Below are 16,231 nucleotides of genomic sequence, written 5' to 3'. Positions count from 1 at the left end.
AACGACCCCAGAGACTCACAGACAGCCAAGGTCAGCTTCACCTTGCCCACGAATGCTGGCCCGAAGCTGACCTCAAACGGTGAGCATGACCTTGCCGACATGGCTGCCGTCCTCCAGCAGCCGGTGCGCCTCAACGACTTCTTCGAAGGCGAAGACCTTGTGAATGACGGGGGCGACGGTGCCCGCTTCGAGCAGCGGCCAGACCTCCGAGAGCAGATCGTCGCGGATGGCTCGTTTTTCCTCGGCCGTGCGCGGGCGCATGGTGGAGCCGGTGACCGTCAGACGCTTGACCATGATCGGCGAGAGATTGACCTTTTCGGCGACGGCCCCGCCCAGGAAGGCGATGATCGACAGGCAGCCGTCCTTTGCAAGCGAGGCGATGTTGCGCTCGAAATAGGCGGCGCCGATCATATCGAGGATGACATCGACGCCGTGACCAGTCTCGGCCTTGATCACCGCGGCGAAATCCTCGTCCCTATAGTTGATGGCGCGTTTGGCGCCGAGCCTTTCGCAGGCCTCGCATTTTTCCTTCGAGCCTGCCGTGGCGTAGACCTCGGCGCCGAAGGCGCGGGCAAGCTGGATCGCCGTCGTGCCGATACCGCTCGTGCCGCCATGGATCAGTACGCTTTCGCCTTCGGTCAGCCCGGCCATCTGGAAGAGATTGGCCCAGACCGTGAAGAAGGTTTCGGGAAGCGCCGCAGCCTTCACGGCGTCGTATCCCCTGGGAAAGGGCAGGATCTGACCTGCCGGCAGCAGGCAATATTCAGCATAGGCGCCGCCATTGGCGAGGCCGCAGACCTTGTCGCCGACCGCATAGCCGCTGACCCCAGGCCCGACGGCGACGATTTCACCGGCCAGTTCCAAACCGAGGATCGGGCTCGCATCCTTGGGCGGGGGATAGCTGCCCTGACGCTGGGCAATATCGGGACGGTTGACGCCGATCGCCTCGGCACGCACGAGGACCTCACCTTCGCCGGCAACCGGCAGCGGACGCTTGCCGATCACCATCACGTCAGGCCCTCCGAAGGACTTGAGATCGACGAAATGCATTTCCTGAGGCATTGACATGGCGCGGCCCTCCTGATCCCGGAGGTTCGGAATAGATCAGCCCGGCCGGCTTGGGAAGGCTGGAAGCGCCAAGGGCGTCAATTCGCCTCGCCCAGGAAATGGAAGGCGAGGCCCTCCTCGCTCTCCTTGGCGGCCGACTTGATGACGGCGATCTCGGCGCTGACGCGGCTGATATCGTCGATAACAAGGCCTTCCGGCAGTTCGAGAACGCCGATCGAGCAGCGCATCAACGGGAACAGGGCTTCCGCGCCAGCGCGGTCGTGGCCGAGGATGCGGCCTTCGGCGCGGTGCTCGTCGGAATAAAGATCGAGCACGTCGTCGTGGAAATCGCTGATCAGCCGGTCGAGAATCTCGGTCAGCTCCTCCTTGGTCCAGCCGACGACGCCGATGAAGAAATCGTCGCCGCCGACATGGCCGAGGAAATGGCGTTCGGCGAAGAAATAGCGGCGCATCAGCGCGGCAAACAGGGAGATCGCATGGTCGCCGAGATGAAAGCCGTAGGCATCGTTGAACGGCTTGAAATTGTCGAAGTCGCAATAGCAGAAATGACGGACTTCGTCGCCGTCGCGGCCGGACTGGCGCATGAAATCTCGGATGGCGCGATTGCCCGGCAGGCCAGTCAGAGGGTTCTGGTCCTGGGCAGTCTTCAGCTGTTTCTCATTGATGACCTTGATCAACGATGCGGCGGAAACGACCCCGGCATAACGCATATTGTCGGTCAGGATCAGGCAGTTGCTGCCTTCCATATTGGCGAAGATCGCCATCAGCTGCTCGGCATCGCTGTCGAGGCCGACGATCGGCGCCATCTCGACGAAATGCGAAATCGAGCGCTCGTACATCTTGTTCTTCAGGAGGTCGCGGCCGAAGGGCTGATAAATATATTCCTTGAGGTGATGCTCATGGATAATGCCGCGCGGCTCGTCATTAGCGTTGAGGACGGGAAAGAAGGCCTGGCGCGGATTGCGGCGGAAAAGTTCGAAGACGCTGTCGATGCTGTCGTTTTCGTAGACCGTCGGCAAGAGCTCGATCTGCTTGCGGATGAGGATTTCGTCGAGCGACTGGCTGCCGCGCTTGCTCTTCCCGAGCTCCTGCAGATGCGGAAAGGATGGGGCCAGCTCCGACATATGCGTCGTCGGCCGGGAAATGAACCAGCCCTGGACGAGATCGACACCATATTCGCGGCAGGCGATGAGTTCGGCTTCGGTCTCGATGCCTTCGGCGATGACGCGCGTTCCGCGCACGTGGGCGATGTTGACGATGCTCTTCAGCAGATGGCGCTTGCGCGGGCTGCGGTCGATCTCCGCTACGAAATGGCGGTCAATCTTCAGATAATCCGCGGCATGATCGCAAAGCAGTTTCATCTCGCCGTGACCGACGCCGAAATCGTCGATCGCCAGCTTGAAGCCGGCCTTGCGCAGCGTGGAAACCAGGGCGGCGAATTCCGGCACGCTGGTATTGTCGAAACGTTCGGAGAATTCGAAACAGATGGAGGACGGCGGAATATTCGCGGTTCGCAAATGTTGCAGGAGGCTCTCGACCAGGCGCTCGCCATCGCGGATCAGCCGGACGTCGAGATTGAGGAACAGGGTCGAGGTGGAGAAATTCGACAACGTCGCGAATTTGGCGAGCGCACGGCTGGCGACCATCTGTTCGAGCTGCAGCAGCTGGCCGGTCCGATGCGCCTCGTCGAGAATGTCGGCCGGGGTGTCGTAGCCGATGCGTTCCTGGCCGCGCATAAGGGACTCGTAACCGAAAACCGTACCGGTGCCGGCTTCAACGATCGGCTGGAAGGCGTTCTCGATCACGAGCTTGGCAAGGGTTACCATCTGATCGCTCGCATAACGGCGGAGCATGCCCGGCTCGACGGCGCCAGCAAAGGATATTGCAGTCTTCATTGTGGGCCGATCTCCACTGCGACTTGTTCTTCTTGCTCAGAAACCTGCCGCAGAAGGATCAACGAACCCTTTCGCCAGTTTGAAAGTTTTGTGAAAGACGCGGATCCCCGCCACGCTCCCGCGTGAATTCGAATTCCCGAGCGCAATCAGGCGCTTGTTCAGGCGGAGCGACGGCGCTGCGCCTCGTGATCGGCGAACATGTCAGCGACGCATCTGCCGCCGGAGGCGACGCTCTCGTCGTCGAGGAGATCTGCCTTTATTTCGCCGAGCTTGCGGGCGGTATCCCAGAGGCGAAGCGCCTCACGGACGACCTCACTGCTCGAGGCGTAGCCACCCGTATCGACGGCGGCACGGATGCCCGCTGCCTGTTGCGGAGAGAGGGAAACGGTGACCATCGGCATGAACTTCCTCCCTTTTTCTTCAGGCAGAATCCTGCCGTTGGGGGACGCATGACCATTTTCAGCATTCCCGGCGGTTCAAGCCGGCGCCTTGGTGCGTTCGCACATAAACTATCCGGCATACCGGACGGTCCTAATCCCTAAAGTCTAATCCCCCGCCATTCCCTTGTCAAAAAAGAAAAGGTCCATCGCGGTTCAACTGCGCAAGCCAAGGCCAACGGCGATCATCGTCCACCCCTGGACCATCAGGTCGAAGGCTAGAAAAAGGCCAAGGATCCAGAGGCTGTTGACCGGCCAGCCCAGTGCGATGACAAAGCCGGCCAGCGCCGTCATGACGCCGCTTGCAGCGATCCAGCGCCAGCCCTTGAGCGGTCGCATGCGCATCCCGACCCAGAGACGGAATATGCCGGCCACCAACAGCGCAATGGCAAGAAACAGGGTCAAGGCGGCCGAGGTGAAGATGGGATTGACGAAGGCGCAGATACCGGCAAGCACGTAAAGCACGCCGCTCAAAGCCCAGAAGAGCACCTGATCCCAGCGGCGCAACTGAAAAGCGTGGACGAGATAGATGACGCCGCCCGCCAGCATGAGCATGCCGACGTAAAAGACCGAAGCGACGGTCGCCATCAACAGATTGCTAAGGGCGATGAGGCCGCAGATAAGAAGCAGAACCCCGAGGCCGAGGAACCATACCCATTTCGACCGCAGCGAGGATTCCGGCATTTCATTGAAGACGCTGGTCATAGCACACCTCCTGATCATTTGAATATGTTGCCTCAGCTCTTCCGGAAAAGATGTGAGCCAAATCAATTCGCCGAAGATTTTTGTTGATTGATCAGTCAATCAAAAATATCATGGCGGGGTTTTCAGAGGGTTGTCGTTTTGCCGAAAGTCGGAATGGAGCCGGTGCGCCGCAAGGCGCTTGTCGATGCGGCGCTGCGGGTGATCGGCGATCACGGCTCGCTTGCCGTCACCATGTCCGACATCGCCCGCCAGGCCGGCGTCTCGCCTGCCCTCGCCCATCATTATTTCGGCAGCAAGGAGCAATTGCTGATCGAGACGATCCGCTCGCTCCTGAGACAGTTGCGCAGCGATACGGTGGCAGCACTCAAGGCAGCGAAGACGCCGCGCGAACGGCTTTCGGCGGTGATCCGTGTCAGCTTCCACGCCGACCAGTTCGCGCCGGAGACGATTGCCGCCTGGCTTGCCTTTTACGCCGAAGCGCAGCGTTCCGAGGAGACGCGGCGCTTTCTGGTGATCTATGCCAGGCGGCTGCGCTCCAACCTGCTTGCCGATCTAAGGGCGCTGCTGCCGGCCGACGCCGCAGAACGCATCGCCGAGGGCGCAGCGGCGATGATCGACGGGCTCTATATCAGGCAGAGTCTGAAATCGGCACCGATCGGCATCGAAGCCTCGATCGCGCTGACGGAGGATTATCTGAACGCGCTTCTATCCACCACTTCCGCCAAGGACAAATGACATGAAAGCCCAGCCGAAAGCCTCGCACTTCATCGACGGCGAATATGTCGAGGATACCGACGGCACCGTCATCGAGAGCCTCTACCCTGCCACCGGCGAGGTGATCGCCCGGCTGCATGCAGCAACGCCTGCGATCGTCGAGAAGGCGATTGCGGCGGCCAAGCGCGCCCAGCCGGAATGGGCGGCGATGAGCCCGATGGCACGCGGCCGCATCTTGAAGCGCGCGGCTGAGATCATGCGCCAACGCAACCGCGAGCTTTCCGAGCTGGAAACGCTCGATACCGGCAAGCCAATCCAGGAAACGATCGTTGCCGACCCGACTTCGGGCGCTGATGCCTTCGAATTCTTCGGCGGCGTCGCGCCGGCCGGCCTCAACGGCGCCCACATTCCGCTGGGGCAGGATTTTGCCTATACCAAGCGCGTTCCCCTCGGCGTCTGTATGGGCATAGGCGCCTGGAACTATCCGCAGCAAATCGCCTGCTGGAAGGCTGCCCCGGCGCTTGTTTGCGGTAATGCCATGGTGTTCAAGCCCTCGGAAAACACGCCGCTCGGCGCCTTGAAGATTGCCGAAATCCTGCATGAGGCGGGGCTGCCAAAGGGCCTCTTCAACGTCATCCAGGGTGACCGCGACACCGGGCCGCTGCTCGTCAATCATCCCGACGTCGCCAAAGTGTCGCTGACCGGCTCGGTGCCGACCGGACGCAGGGTCGCGGCGGCAGCCGCCGGCAACCTCAAGCACGTCACCATGGAGCTCGGCGGCAAGTCGCCGCTCATCGTCTTCGACGACGCGGACCTCGATTCGGCGGTCGGCGGGGCGATGCTCGGCAATTTCTATTCCACAGGCCAGGTCTGCTCGAACGGCACGCGCGTCTTCGTGCAGAAGGGCATCAAGGCTGAATTCCTCAAGCGGCTGAAGGCGCGCACCGAGGCGATGCTGATCGGTGATCCGTTGGACGAGGCGACGCAGATCGGCCCGATGGTCTCCTGGGCGCAGCGCGAGAAGGTGATCGCCTATATCGAGAAGGGCAAGGCCGAGGGCGCGACGCTTGTTGCCGGCGGCGGCATTCCGAACAATGTCTCGGGCGAAGGCTATTACGTGCAGCCGACCGTCTTTGCCGATGTCACCGACGATATGACCATCGCCCGCGAGGAGATCTTCGGGCCGGTCATGTCGGTGCTCGATTTCGACGGTGAGGAAGAGGTAATCGCACGCGCCAATGCCAGCGAATTCGGCCTCTCCGGCGGCGTCTTCACCGCCGACCTCACCCGCGCTCACCGCGTCGTCGACCGGCTGGAGGCCGGCACGCTGTGGATCAACACCTATAATCTCTGCCCGGTGGAGATCCCCTTCGGCGGCTCGAAACAATCGGGCTTCGGCCGTGAGAATTCTCTGGCGGCGCTGGAGCATTATTCCGAGCTGAAGACGGTTTACGTCGGCATGGGGCCGGTGGCCGCGCCTTATTGAGAAACATTTGCCTCCGCCCCTGCCCCTCACCCTAACCCTCTCCCCGGAAGAACGGGGAGAGGGGACGTGCCAAACGCAGCGTCAAGGTTGAGCGAAGCCGGTGCGGCATATCCCCTTCTCCCCGCAGGCGGGGAGAAGGTGCCGGCAGGCGGATGAGGGGCAGGCTCCAGGAAAAACAAGAAGCAGCCGGATGATGGCAGCTCGAGGGAAACAAATAGATGCAAGCAGATTTCGTCATCATCGGCTCGGGCTCCGCCGGGTCCGCCCTCGCCTACCGTCTCTCCGAAGACGGCATGAACAGCGTTCTCGTCATCGAGGCCGGCGGCAGCGATTTCGGGCCGTTCATCCAGATGCCGGCAGCCCTTGCCTGGCCGATGAGCATGAAGCGCTACAATTGGGGTTATCTCTCCGAGCCGGAGCCGAACCTCAACAATCGGCGCATCACCGCGCCGCGCGGCAAGGTGATCGGCGGCTCCTCCTCGATCAACGGCATGGTCTATGTGCGCGGCCATGCCGAAGACTTCAACCGCTGGGAGGAACTTGGCGCCAGCGGCTGGGCCTATGCCGACGTCCTCCCCTATTTCAAGCGCATGGAACATTCGCATGGCGGCGAAGAGGGCTGGCGCGGCACGGACGGGCCGCTGCACGTGCAGCGCGGCGGCTTCACCAATCCGCTCTTCCGGGCCTTCGTCGAGGCCGGCAAACAGGCGGGCTTCGAGACGACGGAGGATTACAACGGCAGCAAGCAGGAAGGCTTCGGCCTGATGGAGCAGACCATCTTTGCCGGCCGCCGCTGGTCTGCCGCCAACGCCTATCTGAAGCCGGCGCTGAAGCGCCACAATGTCGGGATCGTCTATGGCCTGGCGAGCAAGATCGTCATCGAGAACGGGCGGGCGACCGGCGTGGAGATCGAACGCGGCGCCAGGACAGAGGTGGTGAAGGCCAACCGGGAGGTGATCGTCTCCGCCTCCTCCTTCAATTCGCCGAAGCTCCTGATGCTGTCCGGCATCGGCCCGGGCGAGCATCTGAAGGAAATGGGCATCGAGGTGAAGGCCGACCGGCCTGGTGTCGGCGCCAACCTGCAGGACCATATGGAATTCTATTTCCAGCAGGTCAGCACCAAGCCGGTGTCGCTCTATTCCTGGCTGCCCTGGTTTTGGCAGGGGGTGGCGGGCGCGCAATGGCTGCTCTCCAAGGGTGGGCTCGGCGCTTCCAACCAGTTCGAGGCCTGCGCCTTCCTGCGCTCGGCCCCCGGCCTGAAGCAGCCGGATATCCAGTATCATTTCCTGCCGGTGGCGATCAGCTATGACGGCAAGGCGGCGGCGAAGAGCCACGGCTTCCAGGTGCATGTCGGCTACAATCTGTCGAAATCGCGCGGCAGCGTGACGCTGCGCTCACCCGATCCCAAGGCCGATCCGGTGCTGCGCTTCAACTATATGAGCCATCCGGAGGACTGGGAGAAATTCCGCCACTGCGTGCGTCTGACCCGCGAGATCTTCGGGCAGAAAGCCTTCGACACCTATCGCGGCCCGGAGATCCAGCCGGGCGAAGAAGTGCAGAGCGACGATGAGATCGATGCCTTCCTGCGCGAACATCTGGAAAGCGCCTATCACCCCTGCGGCACCTGCAAGATGGGCGCCAAGGACGATCCGATGGCTGTGGTCGATCCGCAGACGCGGGTGATCGGCGTCGATGGCCTGCGGGTCGCCGACAGCTCGATCTTCCCGCACGTCACCTACGGCAACCTGAACGGCCCGTCGATCATGACCGGCGAGAAGGCGGCGGATCATATTCTCGGCAAGCAGCCGCTGGCGCGCTCAAACCAGGAGCCGTGGGTCAACCCACGGGCGGCGGTCAGCGATCGATGATGAGTGGCGAAAGCTGCCAGGCCGCAATCACAGAAGCAATTTTCGGAAGAAAGAGGTGGCCCATTCCCTGCAAACCGGTTTAGGAAGAGGCCTGTCCAACATCCGCGCTCCGGCATGCCCGTGTTCCATCGCAAGTCCAGACTTTTCCGTCGATCGCGTGTCCTGTGGGGCTCCTTCTCCCTCTGGCGTCCACGGCTGATCTTCTGGTTCGGCGCCTTTGCGATCGGCATCATCAGCGTCGGCTTCGCCAGGCTTGCCGATCTGGCGCAGCGCGGCTTTGCCGGCGTGACCGCTTCCGGGCAATGGGGTTTTCTGCTGCCGCTTCTCATCACGCCGCTCGGCTTCATGCTGTCAGCCTATCTCGCGGCAACATTCTTCCCGAACGCGCAGGGCAGCGGCATTCCGCAGGCGATTGCCGCGCGGCATCTGCATGATCCGGAGGACCGCACGCGGCTGCTGTCGCTGCGACTCGTCTTCGGCAAGATTCTGCTGACCGTGCTGGGGCTCGCAAGCGGTGCATCGATCGGCCGCGAGGGGCCGACCGTGCAGGTGGGCGCCTCGATCATGCTGGCCGTCGCCCGCTTCGGCGGCATGGCGCAGGCGCGCGGGCTGATCCTCGCCGGTTCGGCGGCCGGCATCGCCGCGGCCTTCAACACACCGCTCGCCGGCATCGTCTTCGCCATTGAGGAAATGAGCCGGACCTATGAGTCCCGAGCCAACGGTCTGGTGTTAACGGCCGTCATCCTTTCGGGTCTTGCCGCCCTCGGACTTGCCGGCAGCTACAATTATTTCGGGTCCACCGCGGTCGCCCCGGCCTCGGTGGGCGACTGGGAACTGGTGCTCATCTGCGGCATCGGCGGCGGCGCACTGGGTGCGGCTTTCAGCGGGCTTGCGCTCCATCTCGGACAGCAGGTTCGCCGGTGGGCACATCCGCAGCCGCTGCCGCGGATGGTGATGCTGGCAGCGGCCTGCGGGCTTGTCGTCGCGGCGATCGGCATCCTCTCGGGGGGCATGACCTTCGGAACGGGTTACGACCAGGCGAAAGGCGCTGTAGAGGGCAATCCCCTGCCACTGCTGTTCTTCCTCGAAAAGCTTCTTGCGGGCTTTCTGTCGATGATGTCGGGGATTCCGGGCGGCATCTTCGCGCCCTCGCTCTCCGTCGGCGCCGGCTTCGGCAGCACGATCGGCCAGATCATGGGCAGCAGCATAGCGCCTGCGGCTATTCTCGGCATGGCCGGGTATTTCTCCGGCGTGGTGCAAGCACCGATGACCGCCTTCGTCATCATTCTGGAAATGACCGGCGACCATCAGGCTGTCATTCCGATCATGGCGGTATCGATGATCGGCTACATCACCTCGCGCATCCTGTGCCGCGAGCCGCTCTATCACGGCCTGTCGCGCGTCTTCATCGCCGCGGCGATCCGAGCCCGGCGCGCCAGGGAAACGGCTGAGAACTGATCAGGCGAGCAGGCGGGTGACTTCGGCGCCTTGCCGCGGGGCGACGGCATCGGCGATCGTAGTCGAAAACAGCACCTTGCGTGTGGCGTCGGCCACTTTGGCAAAGACGTGTCTGATTTCGCAATTCTGTTCGCCGTCGCAATCGTCGCACCTGCGATAGGCGGTGATCGACAGGCACGGCAGCGGGGCGATCGGACCGTCGATGATGCGCAGGATTTCGCCGAAGGTGATGGTGTGGGCGGGCTTGAGCAGGAGATAGCCACCCTGCTTGCCCCGGCGGCTGACGACGATGCCGTGATGTTTGAGGTCGAGCAGGATCTGTTCGAGGAACTTCTTCGGGATCTTCTGCTGCGCGGCGATATCGGAAATCATAACGGGTTCGTCGGCACCGGCATCCGCCAGAACCGTCAGCGCCCGCAGCGCATATTTCGCCTTTTGAGTAATCATCTCAGACCGTCAACACACAGGCGGCGCGCATCCCGCGCCGCTTCACACGTATATTCGCCTCTATGGCACAACCAGCATGAACGGAATTTGAACGCGCCGGCAGAACGCCTTGAGGGACAAGCATTTTTGGCCTTGTTTTTCACGCTTGGCCAAGCCCCCGCAAACTACGCCAAATCAGCGCCTTCCGCACCTTTTTCAGCATCACTTCAGATTTCGGATTGACAGGCTGCGTGTAAGTCTACTAATTCGATAGACATTGAAGCTGCCGACGCGGATTTCGCCCGCGGGCGGCTGCTTTTCTGCATTGCGGCAGCTTCGGAGAGATATTTGCTCTTCCGCCCGCAGCTTTCGAAATCCCTTTTTCTGTCCGATCCAGGCTTGAACTGCGATACTCCCGGCAACTAAGGACAGGATTTCCATGACTGTTATCAATCCGAATACAGAAGCCGAGGCGCTGAACGACAAGCTGGCAGGCATCGACCTTGCCGGACGTCTGTCGCTGGTGGCAGGTCTTGGCGGCCGCGTGGTGTTCACCACCTCGCTCGGCATCGAGGACCAGGTGATCACCGCCGAGATCGGCACGCATCGCCTGCCAATCGACATCGCGACACTGGAAACCGGCCGCCTGTTTGCCGAGACGCTGGCGCTGATCGACGAGACGGAAGCCCAGTACGACATCCATATCCAGCGCTTCGCGCCAGAGAAGGCCGATATCGACGCCTATGCCGCGCAATACGGCCTCAACGGTTTCTACGAGAGCGTCGAAGCCAGGCATGCCTGTTGCGGCGTGCGCAAGCTGAAACCGCTTGCGCGTGCGCTCGAAGGTGCGACGATCTGGATCACCGGCCTGCGCCGCGGGCAATCGGCCAACCGCGCCGAGACGCCCTTTGCCGAATATGACGCCGAACGGCATCTCCTGAAGGTCAATCCGCTGGCCGATTGGGACATCGAGGCGATCAAGTGCTTCGTTTCCCAAAACGGCGTGCCGGTCAATCCGCTGCATGCGCGCGGCTATCCCTCGATCGGCTGCGAGCCCTGCACAAGGGCGATCAAGCCCGGCGAGCCGGAGCGCGCCGGCCGCTGGTGGTGGGAGCAGGACGAGAAGCGCGAATGCGGCCTGCATGTCGCCGAAGAGGCCGCGGCGATCGCCGCACAATAACCATCTTCACGGCTTTTCGGATCAGGGCGCGGCGATCGCCGCAGGCCCCGAAGAGCCACAATCGAGAAAGCCCTGCGGGCAGCCGCAAGGACCGACAGTCTGGAGTAAGACATGCCCGATAGCCGTCCGGATACGGAACTCAGCAATCCCCAGAGCGCCAAGGCGCCGCTCGACCCGCATCTGAAAGCGCTCGAAAACGAATCCATCCACATCTTCCGCGAAGTCGCAGCCGAATTCGAGCGTCCCGTCATGCTCTATTCGATCGGCAAGGATTCCTCTGTGCTGCTGCACCTGGCGCGCAAGGCTTTCTATCCCGGCCGCGTGCCCTTCCCGCTCTTACATGTGAACACCGGCTGGAAGTTCCGCGAGATGATCGCCTTCCGCGACGAGACTGCGAAGAAGTACGATCTCGATCTCATCGAGCATATCAATCCGCGAGGCGCGGCCGAAAACATCACGCCCTTCACTCACGGCTCGGCGGCCTTCACCGACATCATGAAGACCGAAAGCCTGCGCCAGGCGCTCGATGCCGGCCAGTTCGACGCCGCTTTCGGCGGCGCCCGGCGCGACGAGGAGGCAAGCCGCGCCAAGGAGCGCATCTATTCCTTCCGCACTCCGGACCATCGCTGGGATCCGCGCAACCAGCGACCGGAACTCTGGAACATCTACAACGGCATGATCCGCAAGGGCGAGAGCGTGCGCGCCTTCCCGCTGTCGAACTGGACCGAGGTCGATATCTGGCGCTACATCCAGGCCGAGGACATCCCGCTCGTGCCGCTCTACTACGCCCGCAAGCGCAAGTTCGTCGAGCGCGACGGTATGATCATCCTTGCCGAGGATCCGCGCCTCGAGCTGCTGCCCGGCGAAGTGCGCCAGGAGGGCATGATCCGCTTCCGCACGCTCGGCGACTTCCCGCTGACCGGCGCCATCCGTTCCGAGGCGAGCACGCTCGAAGAGGTGATCGCCGAACTCGAAATCGCAACGGTGTCCGAACGCCAGGGCCGCGCCATCGACCGCGACCAGTCCGGCTCCATGGAAAAGAAGAAGCGTGAAGGATATTTCTGAGATGACCGCAGCCAACACCGCCGTCTCGGCCGCAACCGTCGCCAGCCTGCCCGCCGCCGAGCCGCAGAAGGCTCAACGCGACTCGCGCCCGCTGCGCCTGATCACCTGCGGCAGTGTCGATGACGGCAAGTCGACCCTGATCGGCCGCCTGCTGTGGGACACCAAGGCCGTCAAGGAAGACCAGGCCGCCACGCTGCAGCGCGATTCCACCGGTAAGCAGAACGACCTCGGCCTGCCCGACTTTGCGCTCTTGCTCGACGGCCTGCAGGCCGAACGCGAGCAGGGCATCACCATCGATGTCGCCTATCGCTATTTCTCGACCGACAAGCGCTCCTTCATCGTCGCCGACACGCCCGGTCACGAGCAATATACCCGCAACATGGCGACCGGCGCCTCGACGGCCGATCTCGCCATCCTGCTCGTCGACGCTCGTCTCGGCATCCTCGAACAGACGCGCCGCCACGCGACGATCGCCTCGCTGCTCGGCATCAGGCAGTTCGTGCTTGCCGTCAACAAGATCGACCTGACGGGCTATGACCGCGCCGGCTTCGAGAAGATCAGCCACGAATTCCGCGAATTCGCTCTGTCGCTCGGCGTCAAGCAGATCACCGCCATTCCGATGTCGGCGCTGAAGGGCGAAAATGTCGTCTATTCCGGCCAGGGCGCCATGCCCTGGTACACTGGCCCGACGCTGGTGGAGACGCTGGAGCTTGCCACCGTGCGCTCGTCGCAGACCGTCGGCTTCCGCCTGTCGGTGCAGCGTGTGTCGCGTCCGGGCGAAAGCTTTCGCGGCTACCAGGGCACGGTTGCCGGAGGCTCGGTCAAACCGGGCGACAGCGTCATGATCCTGCCGTCGGGCATGGTCGCCAACGTCTCCAAGATCGTCACCTTCGATCTCGTGCGCAACGCCGCCGTTGCCGGCGACGCGATCACGCTGGTGCTCGACCGCCAGGTCGACGTGGCACGCGGCGACATGATCGTCTCGATCGACGCCCAGCCGCAGGTCGGCCTGGCCTTCGACGCGCAGATCGTCGCGCTGCAGCCCGAAGGCATCGAGCCTGGCAAGCGCTACTGGCTGAAGAGCGGTTCACGCCGCCAGCGCGTCCAGGTGCAGCCGCTCAGCCAGCTCGAATTGAAGACCGGCACCTGGAACCCCGCCCAGCGGCTCTACATGAACGCTATCGGCAAGGTCCGGCTTGCCTTTGACGAAGCGGCGATCTTCGATCCTTACGAGCAGAACCGCCAGTCCGGCTCCTTCATCCTGATCGATCCGGAGACGAACAACACGGTCGCCGGCGGCATGGTGACCGGCAAACGCACCGAACTCGGCGGCCTGCACAATGGCGAAGCCCGCGTCATCCTCTCGCTGCCGGCCGACTTTGCCGAGCAGATCATGGCCAGCGAACTCTTCGCCAGCCGCAGCCACGAGGCCGAGGTCCGGCGGATGACGGCAGCCGAGGCGGCCGAGTTGTGGTCGAGCGCCGCAAGCGATATTTGATCATGGATCAAGGGGCCAGCCAGACTGGCCTCTTTTCCAACACTGCGGACTGGCGAATTTCCCCAAGCAGACCTCCGCCGAGAGGTTGCAGCCCTGAGAACCGTCACTTGACCGCCCTGCGAACGGTTTCGATGAGAAGACCGAAATCAGTGGGCTTTTCCAGGATGACAGCGCCCGCGAGGACTGGGTCAGATGCAAGTTCATGGGCAGGACTTGCTGTCGCCAGAACGATCGGGACATTCAACTGGCGAAGCTTCGCAGCTACCGCGGTCACTCTTGCCTCGCCGAGATGAACGTCAAGGACAGCAACGTCAGGTCGATCCTGCTCCAGCAGATCGAGAGCGCGCTCGTTCGATGACACCGGGCCAAGCACCCGCAATCCGGCAGCGGTCAGTTTCCGTCGGAGTTCATCGGCGATGAAGAACTCGTCCTCGACGACGAGGACCTTGGTCGCGCCTGCCCTCGTGTCGACAACATCGCTCACATGACCTCACATCGGGAATTTGATCGTCGCAGTGAAACCACTGGGAGGATAGTTAAGTTCCACGCTTCCACCCATATGGGCGGCGAGGCCTTCGATCAGTTCGGTCCCGTAGCCCTGGCGTACAGACTCATGAATAGGCGGCCCTGCTTCCTCGCGCCACTGACATACGAGCCACGTCCGGTCCCGCGGCCCGGCTTTCATTTCCCACGTCACCCGTATCTTTCCGCCGGGCACCGAGGCAGCACCATGCTTCAACGCGTTCGTGCCGAGCTCGTGCAGGATCATGCTGACCGGAAGAACCTTCGAACTTCGAAATTCTACGGACGGTCCAAAGCATTCGAGCCGTTCCCAAACCGTCGCACCGACCGCGCCTCGCAGCAATGCTTCGAACTCAGTCAGCCCGCCAATGGTAGCAACTTCCTGAGCTCGAAAGGTGATATCCAGCCTTCCAAGCAGCGCTTCCTTGAAGCTTGCCACAGCCGGATCGTCGGTCCTGGTGTTGTTCACGACCGACTGAACGACGGCCGACAGGTTCCTCAGCCGATGCCGCATCTCGGCCACGATGAAGTCCATCTCGGCATCGTGGCGCCGGCGCTCCGTCACGTCGTCGAAGATGACCAGGATGTTGGGACTGTTGTTATCCGGATGAACGAGGCGGCGGGCATCGACAAGGAATGTACGCTGGCCGATCGTCGGGAATTCATGCTTCACTTCGAAGCCAATGACGGCCGCCGCCCGTGGGATCACCGAGGCTATGAGCTGCCGAAGCTCCGGAATATCCCATTGCCCATTTCCAAGCCGGAAGAAGTTCTGCGAGAGGATGTTGTCCCGCTCGACTTCGAAAGTCTTGATGAACGCATTGTTTGCGGTCGTCACACAGAAATTCTGATCCAGCACGACAACGGGCTGGGTCATCGTGTCGACGATGCCCTGGGCCTGTACGTGCCCGGTCTTCATCAGGCGATACAAATCTTCCAGCAACATCGATGGCATTCCCTCCTCACCGCACGCTTAACGAGTCGACAATATGAAGGCCCCCACAGCCCTGCGTCTAAAGTAATCTTTTCTGCATGGCTGGCAATGTCCGCCAGGTGGCGGCCCGGTCAAGCCCGGTGACAGCGTCATGGGCTGCCACCGGCTGCCCTGCCACTGAGACTATGTTTGCCATCCGTTGGCCGCTTTCTCCCGGTCGGATTCTGGCCGCGTGCTTGGAACTAATGACGGGCGAGACTGTTTCAGCTGTGACTTTGGCATGACGTTGACACTCCCTCCTGGCTGGGTAAGCCTCGATTTTGAGGAGACTTGCATCATGAAGAATTCGTCCACAATTCGTTCAGTCGCGGCTGCGGTTATCGCGGCAGCGGGAGTAAGCTTCGCCGGCTCCGCGCATGCCGACAGCGGTACGATCAGCTTCTCGGTCTACAAGGCTGCCTTCTTTGTGGGTGGTACTGGAGGCGAAGGCACGCTGACCTTCCATGGTCGCCGCTATCCCATCACTGTCGGCGGCATCTCGGGAGGCCTCGCCTTCGGGGCTTCTAAGACCAATTTTCATGGTACCGTTCGCCATATCCGCCGCGCCCGAGATGTGACGGGGGTCTACGGTGCGGCGGGCGGTGGCGGCGCGGTCGGCAAAGGTGCCCAGATGATCGTCATGACCAATGACAAGGGCGCCGAACTCGAACTCTCAGGCAAGCAGGTAGGCCTGCAAGTCAACGCCGATCTCAGCGGTATTGCCATCACGGTAAAGTAAGAGCCGTCCCGAAGTGGTCGCGATGCGCAGAGTTGCTAGAGGCTGGCGGCCCGGTCAGTGTGCGATAATTCACAGACTGGCCGCTAAAAAACAGTGGTGCAGAAAACGGACTTTCTCAATTCACGATTCGCAGTTTACCGCTTGCCCGCGGGCTCATGTGAGGCCATTCTTAGATCGGATCCTGGCGGTGCGGTGAG

At 62.2% G+C, this 16,231-nt stretch carries 14 protein-coding genes and 1 pseudogene; 8 read left to right on the top strand and 7 right to left on the bottom strand.

Going from position 1 to position 16,231, the window contains the following annotated elements:
- Window positions 1-72 precede the first annotated feature (72 nt).
- The 4 genes and pseudogenes from PH551_RS10790 to PH551_RS10775 form a co-directional block, all read right to left on the bottom strand.
- Window positions 73-1,068, bottom strand: a complete 996-nt coding sequence (locus PH551_RS10790; protein ID WP_285192985.1) for an NAD(P)H-quinone oxidoreductase — start codon at window positions 1,066-1,068, stop codon at window positions 73-75.
- A gap of 77 nt (window positions 1,069-1,145) precedes the next feature.
- Window positions 1,146-3,041 (bottom strand): annotated as a pseudogene (locus tag PH551_RS10785) (GGDEF domain-containing protein).
- Between the two features lie 80 nt (window positions 3,042-3,121).
- Entirely contained in the window at window positions 3,122-3,364 is a 243-nt protein-coding gene (locus PH551_RS10780) for a ribbon-helix-helix domain-containing protein (protein ID WP_064801122.1), read from the bottom strand.
- A gap of 192 nt (window positions 3,365-3,556) precedes the next feature.
- On the bottom strand, window positions 3,557-4,105 hold the full coding sequence (locus PH551_RS10775; protein WP_085777365.1) for an HdeD family acid-resistance protein: 549 nt from the start codon (window positions 4,103-4,105) through the stop codon (window positions 3,557-3,559).
- A 138-nt stretch (window positions 4,106-4,243) separates the two neighbouring features.
- On the opposite strand from PH551_RS10775, the gene betI reads away from it, so the two are divergent.
- The 4 genes from betI to PH551_RS10755 all read left to right on the top strand — a co-directional run bounded on the left by betI (window position 4,244) and on the right by PH551_RS10755 (window position 9,631).
- Window positions 4,244-4,840 (top strand): transcriptional regulator BetI, encoded by a 597-nt coding sequence (gene betI, locus PH551_RS10770; protein ID WP_097601533.1) that lies wholly within the window; start codon window positions 4,244-4,246, stop codon window positions 4,838-4,840.
- Between the two features lies 1 nt (window position 4,841).
- A complete protein-coding gene (gene betB, locus PH551_RS10765) occupies window positions 4,842-6,305 on the top strand; it encodes a betaine-aldehyde dehydrogenase (protein ID WP_285192983.1) in 1,464 nt (487 codons plus the stop codon).
- Between the two features lie 218 nt (window positions 6,306-6,523).
- On the top strand, window positions 6,524-8,173 hold the full coding sequence (betA, locus tag PH551_RS10760) for a choline dehydrogenase (protein WP_285192982.1): 1,650 nt from the start codon (window positions 6,524-6,526) through the stop codon (window positions 8,171-8,173).
- Window positions 8,174-8,287: 114 nt separating this feature from the next.
- Window positions 8,288-9,631 carry a chloride channel protein gene (locus PH551_RS10755; RefSeq protein ID WP_285192981.1) on the top strand — a complete coding sequence of 448 codons (1,344 nt, stop codon included), beginning with the start codon at window positions 8,288-8,290 and terminating at the stop codon, window positions 9,629-9,631.
- Here the strand turns inward: PH551_RS10755 and PH551_RS10750 are convergent, their stop codons facing one another.
- Window positions 9,632-10,078 (bottom strand): RrF2 family transcriptional regulator, encoded by a 447-nt coding sequence (locus tag PH551_RS10750; RefSeq protein ID WP_097601523.1) that lies wholly within the window; start codon window positions 10,076-10,078, stop codon window positions 9,632-9,634.
- Window positions 10,079-10,496: 418 nt separating this feature from the next.
- Between PH551_RS10750 and PH551_RS10745 the strand changes: the two genes are divergently transcribed.
- The 3 genes from PH551_RS10745 to cysN all read left to right on the top strand — a co-directional run bounded on the left by PH551_RS10745 (window position 10,497) and on the right by cysN (window position 13,800).
- Complete coding sequence (locus PH551_RS10745; RefSeq protein ID WP_285192980.1) at window positions 10,497-11,237, top strand: phosphoadenylyl-sulfate reductase; 741 nt, start codon at window positions 10,497-10,499, stop codon at window positions 11,235-11,237.
- A gap of 111 nt (window positions 11,238-11,348) precedes the next feature.
- Window positions 11,349-12,302, top strand: a complete 954-nt coding sequence (cysD, locus tag PH551_RS10740) for a sulfate adenylyltransferase subunit CysD (RefSeq protein WP_064692172.1) — start codon at window positions 11,349-11,351, stop codon at window positions 12,300-12,302.
- Between the two features lies 1 nt (window position 12,303).
- Window positions 12,304-13,800 (top strand): sulfate adenylyltransferase subunit CysN, encoded by a 1,497-nt coding sequence (gene cysN / locus PH551_RS10735; RefSeq protein ID WP_285192979.1) that lies wholly within the window; start codon window positions 12,304-12,306, stop codon window positions 13,798-13,800.
- A gap of 103 nt (window positions 13,801-13,903) precedes the next feature.
- On the opposite strand, the gene PH551_RS10730 is transcribed toward cysN, so the two are convergent.
- Together PH551_RS10730 and PH551_RS10725 are read right to left on the bottom strand one after the other, a co-directional pair.
- Complete coding sequence (locus PH551_RS10730; protein WP_285192978.1) at window positions 13,904-14,284, bottom strand: response regulator; 381 nt, start codon at window positions 14,282-14,284, stop codon at window positions 13,904-13,906.
- Window positions 14,285-14,290: 6 nt separating this feature from the next.
- Entirely contained in the window at window positions 14,291-15,268 is a 978-nt protein-coding gene (locus PH551_RS10725; RefSeq protein WP_285192977.1) for a PAS domain-containing protein, read from the bottom strand.
- Window positions 15,269-15,593: 325 nt separating this feature from the next.
- Here PH551_RS10725 and PH551_RS10720 point away from each other — a divergent pair, with 325 nt between their 5' ends.
- On the top strand, window positions 15,594-16,034 hold the full coding sequence (locus PH551_RS10720; RefSeq protein WP_285192976.1) for a hypothetical protein: 441 nt from the start codon (window positions 15,594-15,596) through the stop codon (window positions 16,032-16,034).
- The last annotated feature ends 197 nt before the right edge of the window (window positions 16,035-16,231 follow it).

Origin of the sequence: Rhizobium atlanticum, from assembly GCF_030182485.1 — a bacterium.
Classification (GTDB): domain Bacteria; phylum Pseudomonadota; class Alphaproteobacteria; order Rhizobiales; family Rhizobiaceae; genus Rhizobium.
This window is presented reverse-complemented; position numbering and strand designations above follow the sequence as displayed.

What these genes read in the sequence shown, in the direction of transcription:
- PH551_RS10790 (WP_285192985.1), bottom strand. Translation starts at nt 1,068, where the DNA reads ATGTCAATGCCTCAGGAAATGCATTTCGTCGATCTCAAGTCCTTCGGA.
- PH551_RS10780 (WP_064801122.1), bottom strand. Translation starts at nt 3,364, where the DNA reads ATGCCGATGGTCACCGTTTCCCTCTCTCCGCAACAGGCAGCGGGCATC.
- PH551_RS10775 (WP_085777365.1), bottom strand. Translation starts at nt 4,105, where the DNA reads ATGACCAGCGTCTTCAATGAAATGCCGGAATCCTCGCTGCGGTCGAAA.
- betB (WP_285192983.1), top strand. Translation starts at nt 4,842, where the DNA reads ATGAAAGCCCAGCCGAAAGCCTCGCACTTCATCGACGGCGAATATGTC.
- betA (WP_285192982.1), top strand. Translation starts at nt 6,524, where the DNA reads ATGCAAGCAGATTTCGTCATCATCGGCTCGGGCTCCGCCGGGTCCGCC.
- PH551_RS10755 (WP_285192981.1), top strand. Translation starts at nt 8,288, where the DNA reads ATGCCCGTGTTCCATCGCAAGTCCAGACTTTTCCGTCGATCGCGTGTC.
- PH551_RS10750 (WP_097601523.1), bottom strand. Translation starts at nt 10,078, where the DNA reads ATGATTACTCAAAAGGCGAAATATGCGCTGCGGGCGCTGACGGTTCTG.
- PH551_RS10745 (WP_285192980.1), top strand. Translation starts at nt 10,497, where the DNA reads ATGACTGTTATCAATCCGAATACAGAAGCCGAGGCGCTGAACGACAAG.
- cysD (WP_064692172.1), top strand. Translation starts at nt 11,349, where the DNA reads ATGCCCGATAGCCGTCCGGATACGGAACTCAGCAATCCCCAGAGCGCC.
- cysN (WP_285192979.1), top strand. Translation starts at nt 12,304, where the DNA reads ATGACCGCAGCCAACACCGCCGTCTCGGCCGCAACCGTCGCCAGCCTG.
- PH551_RS10725 (WP_285192977.1), bottom strand. Translation starts at nt 15,268, where the DNA reads ATGTTGCTGGAAGATTTGTATCGCCTGATGAAGACCGGGCACGTACAG.
- PH551_RS10720 (WP_285192976.1), top strand. Translation starts at nt 15,594, where the DNA reads ATGAAGAATTCGTCCACAATTCGTTCAGTCGCGGCTGCGGTTATCGCG.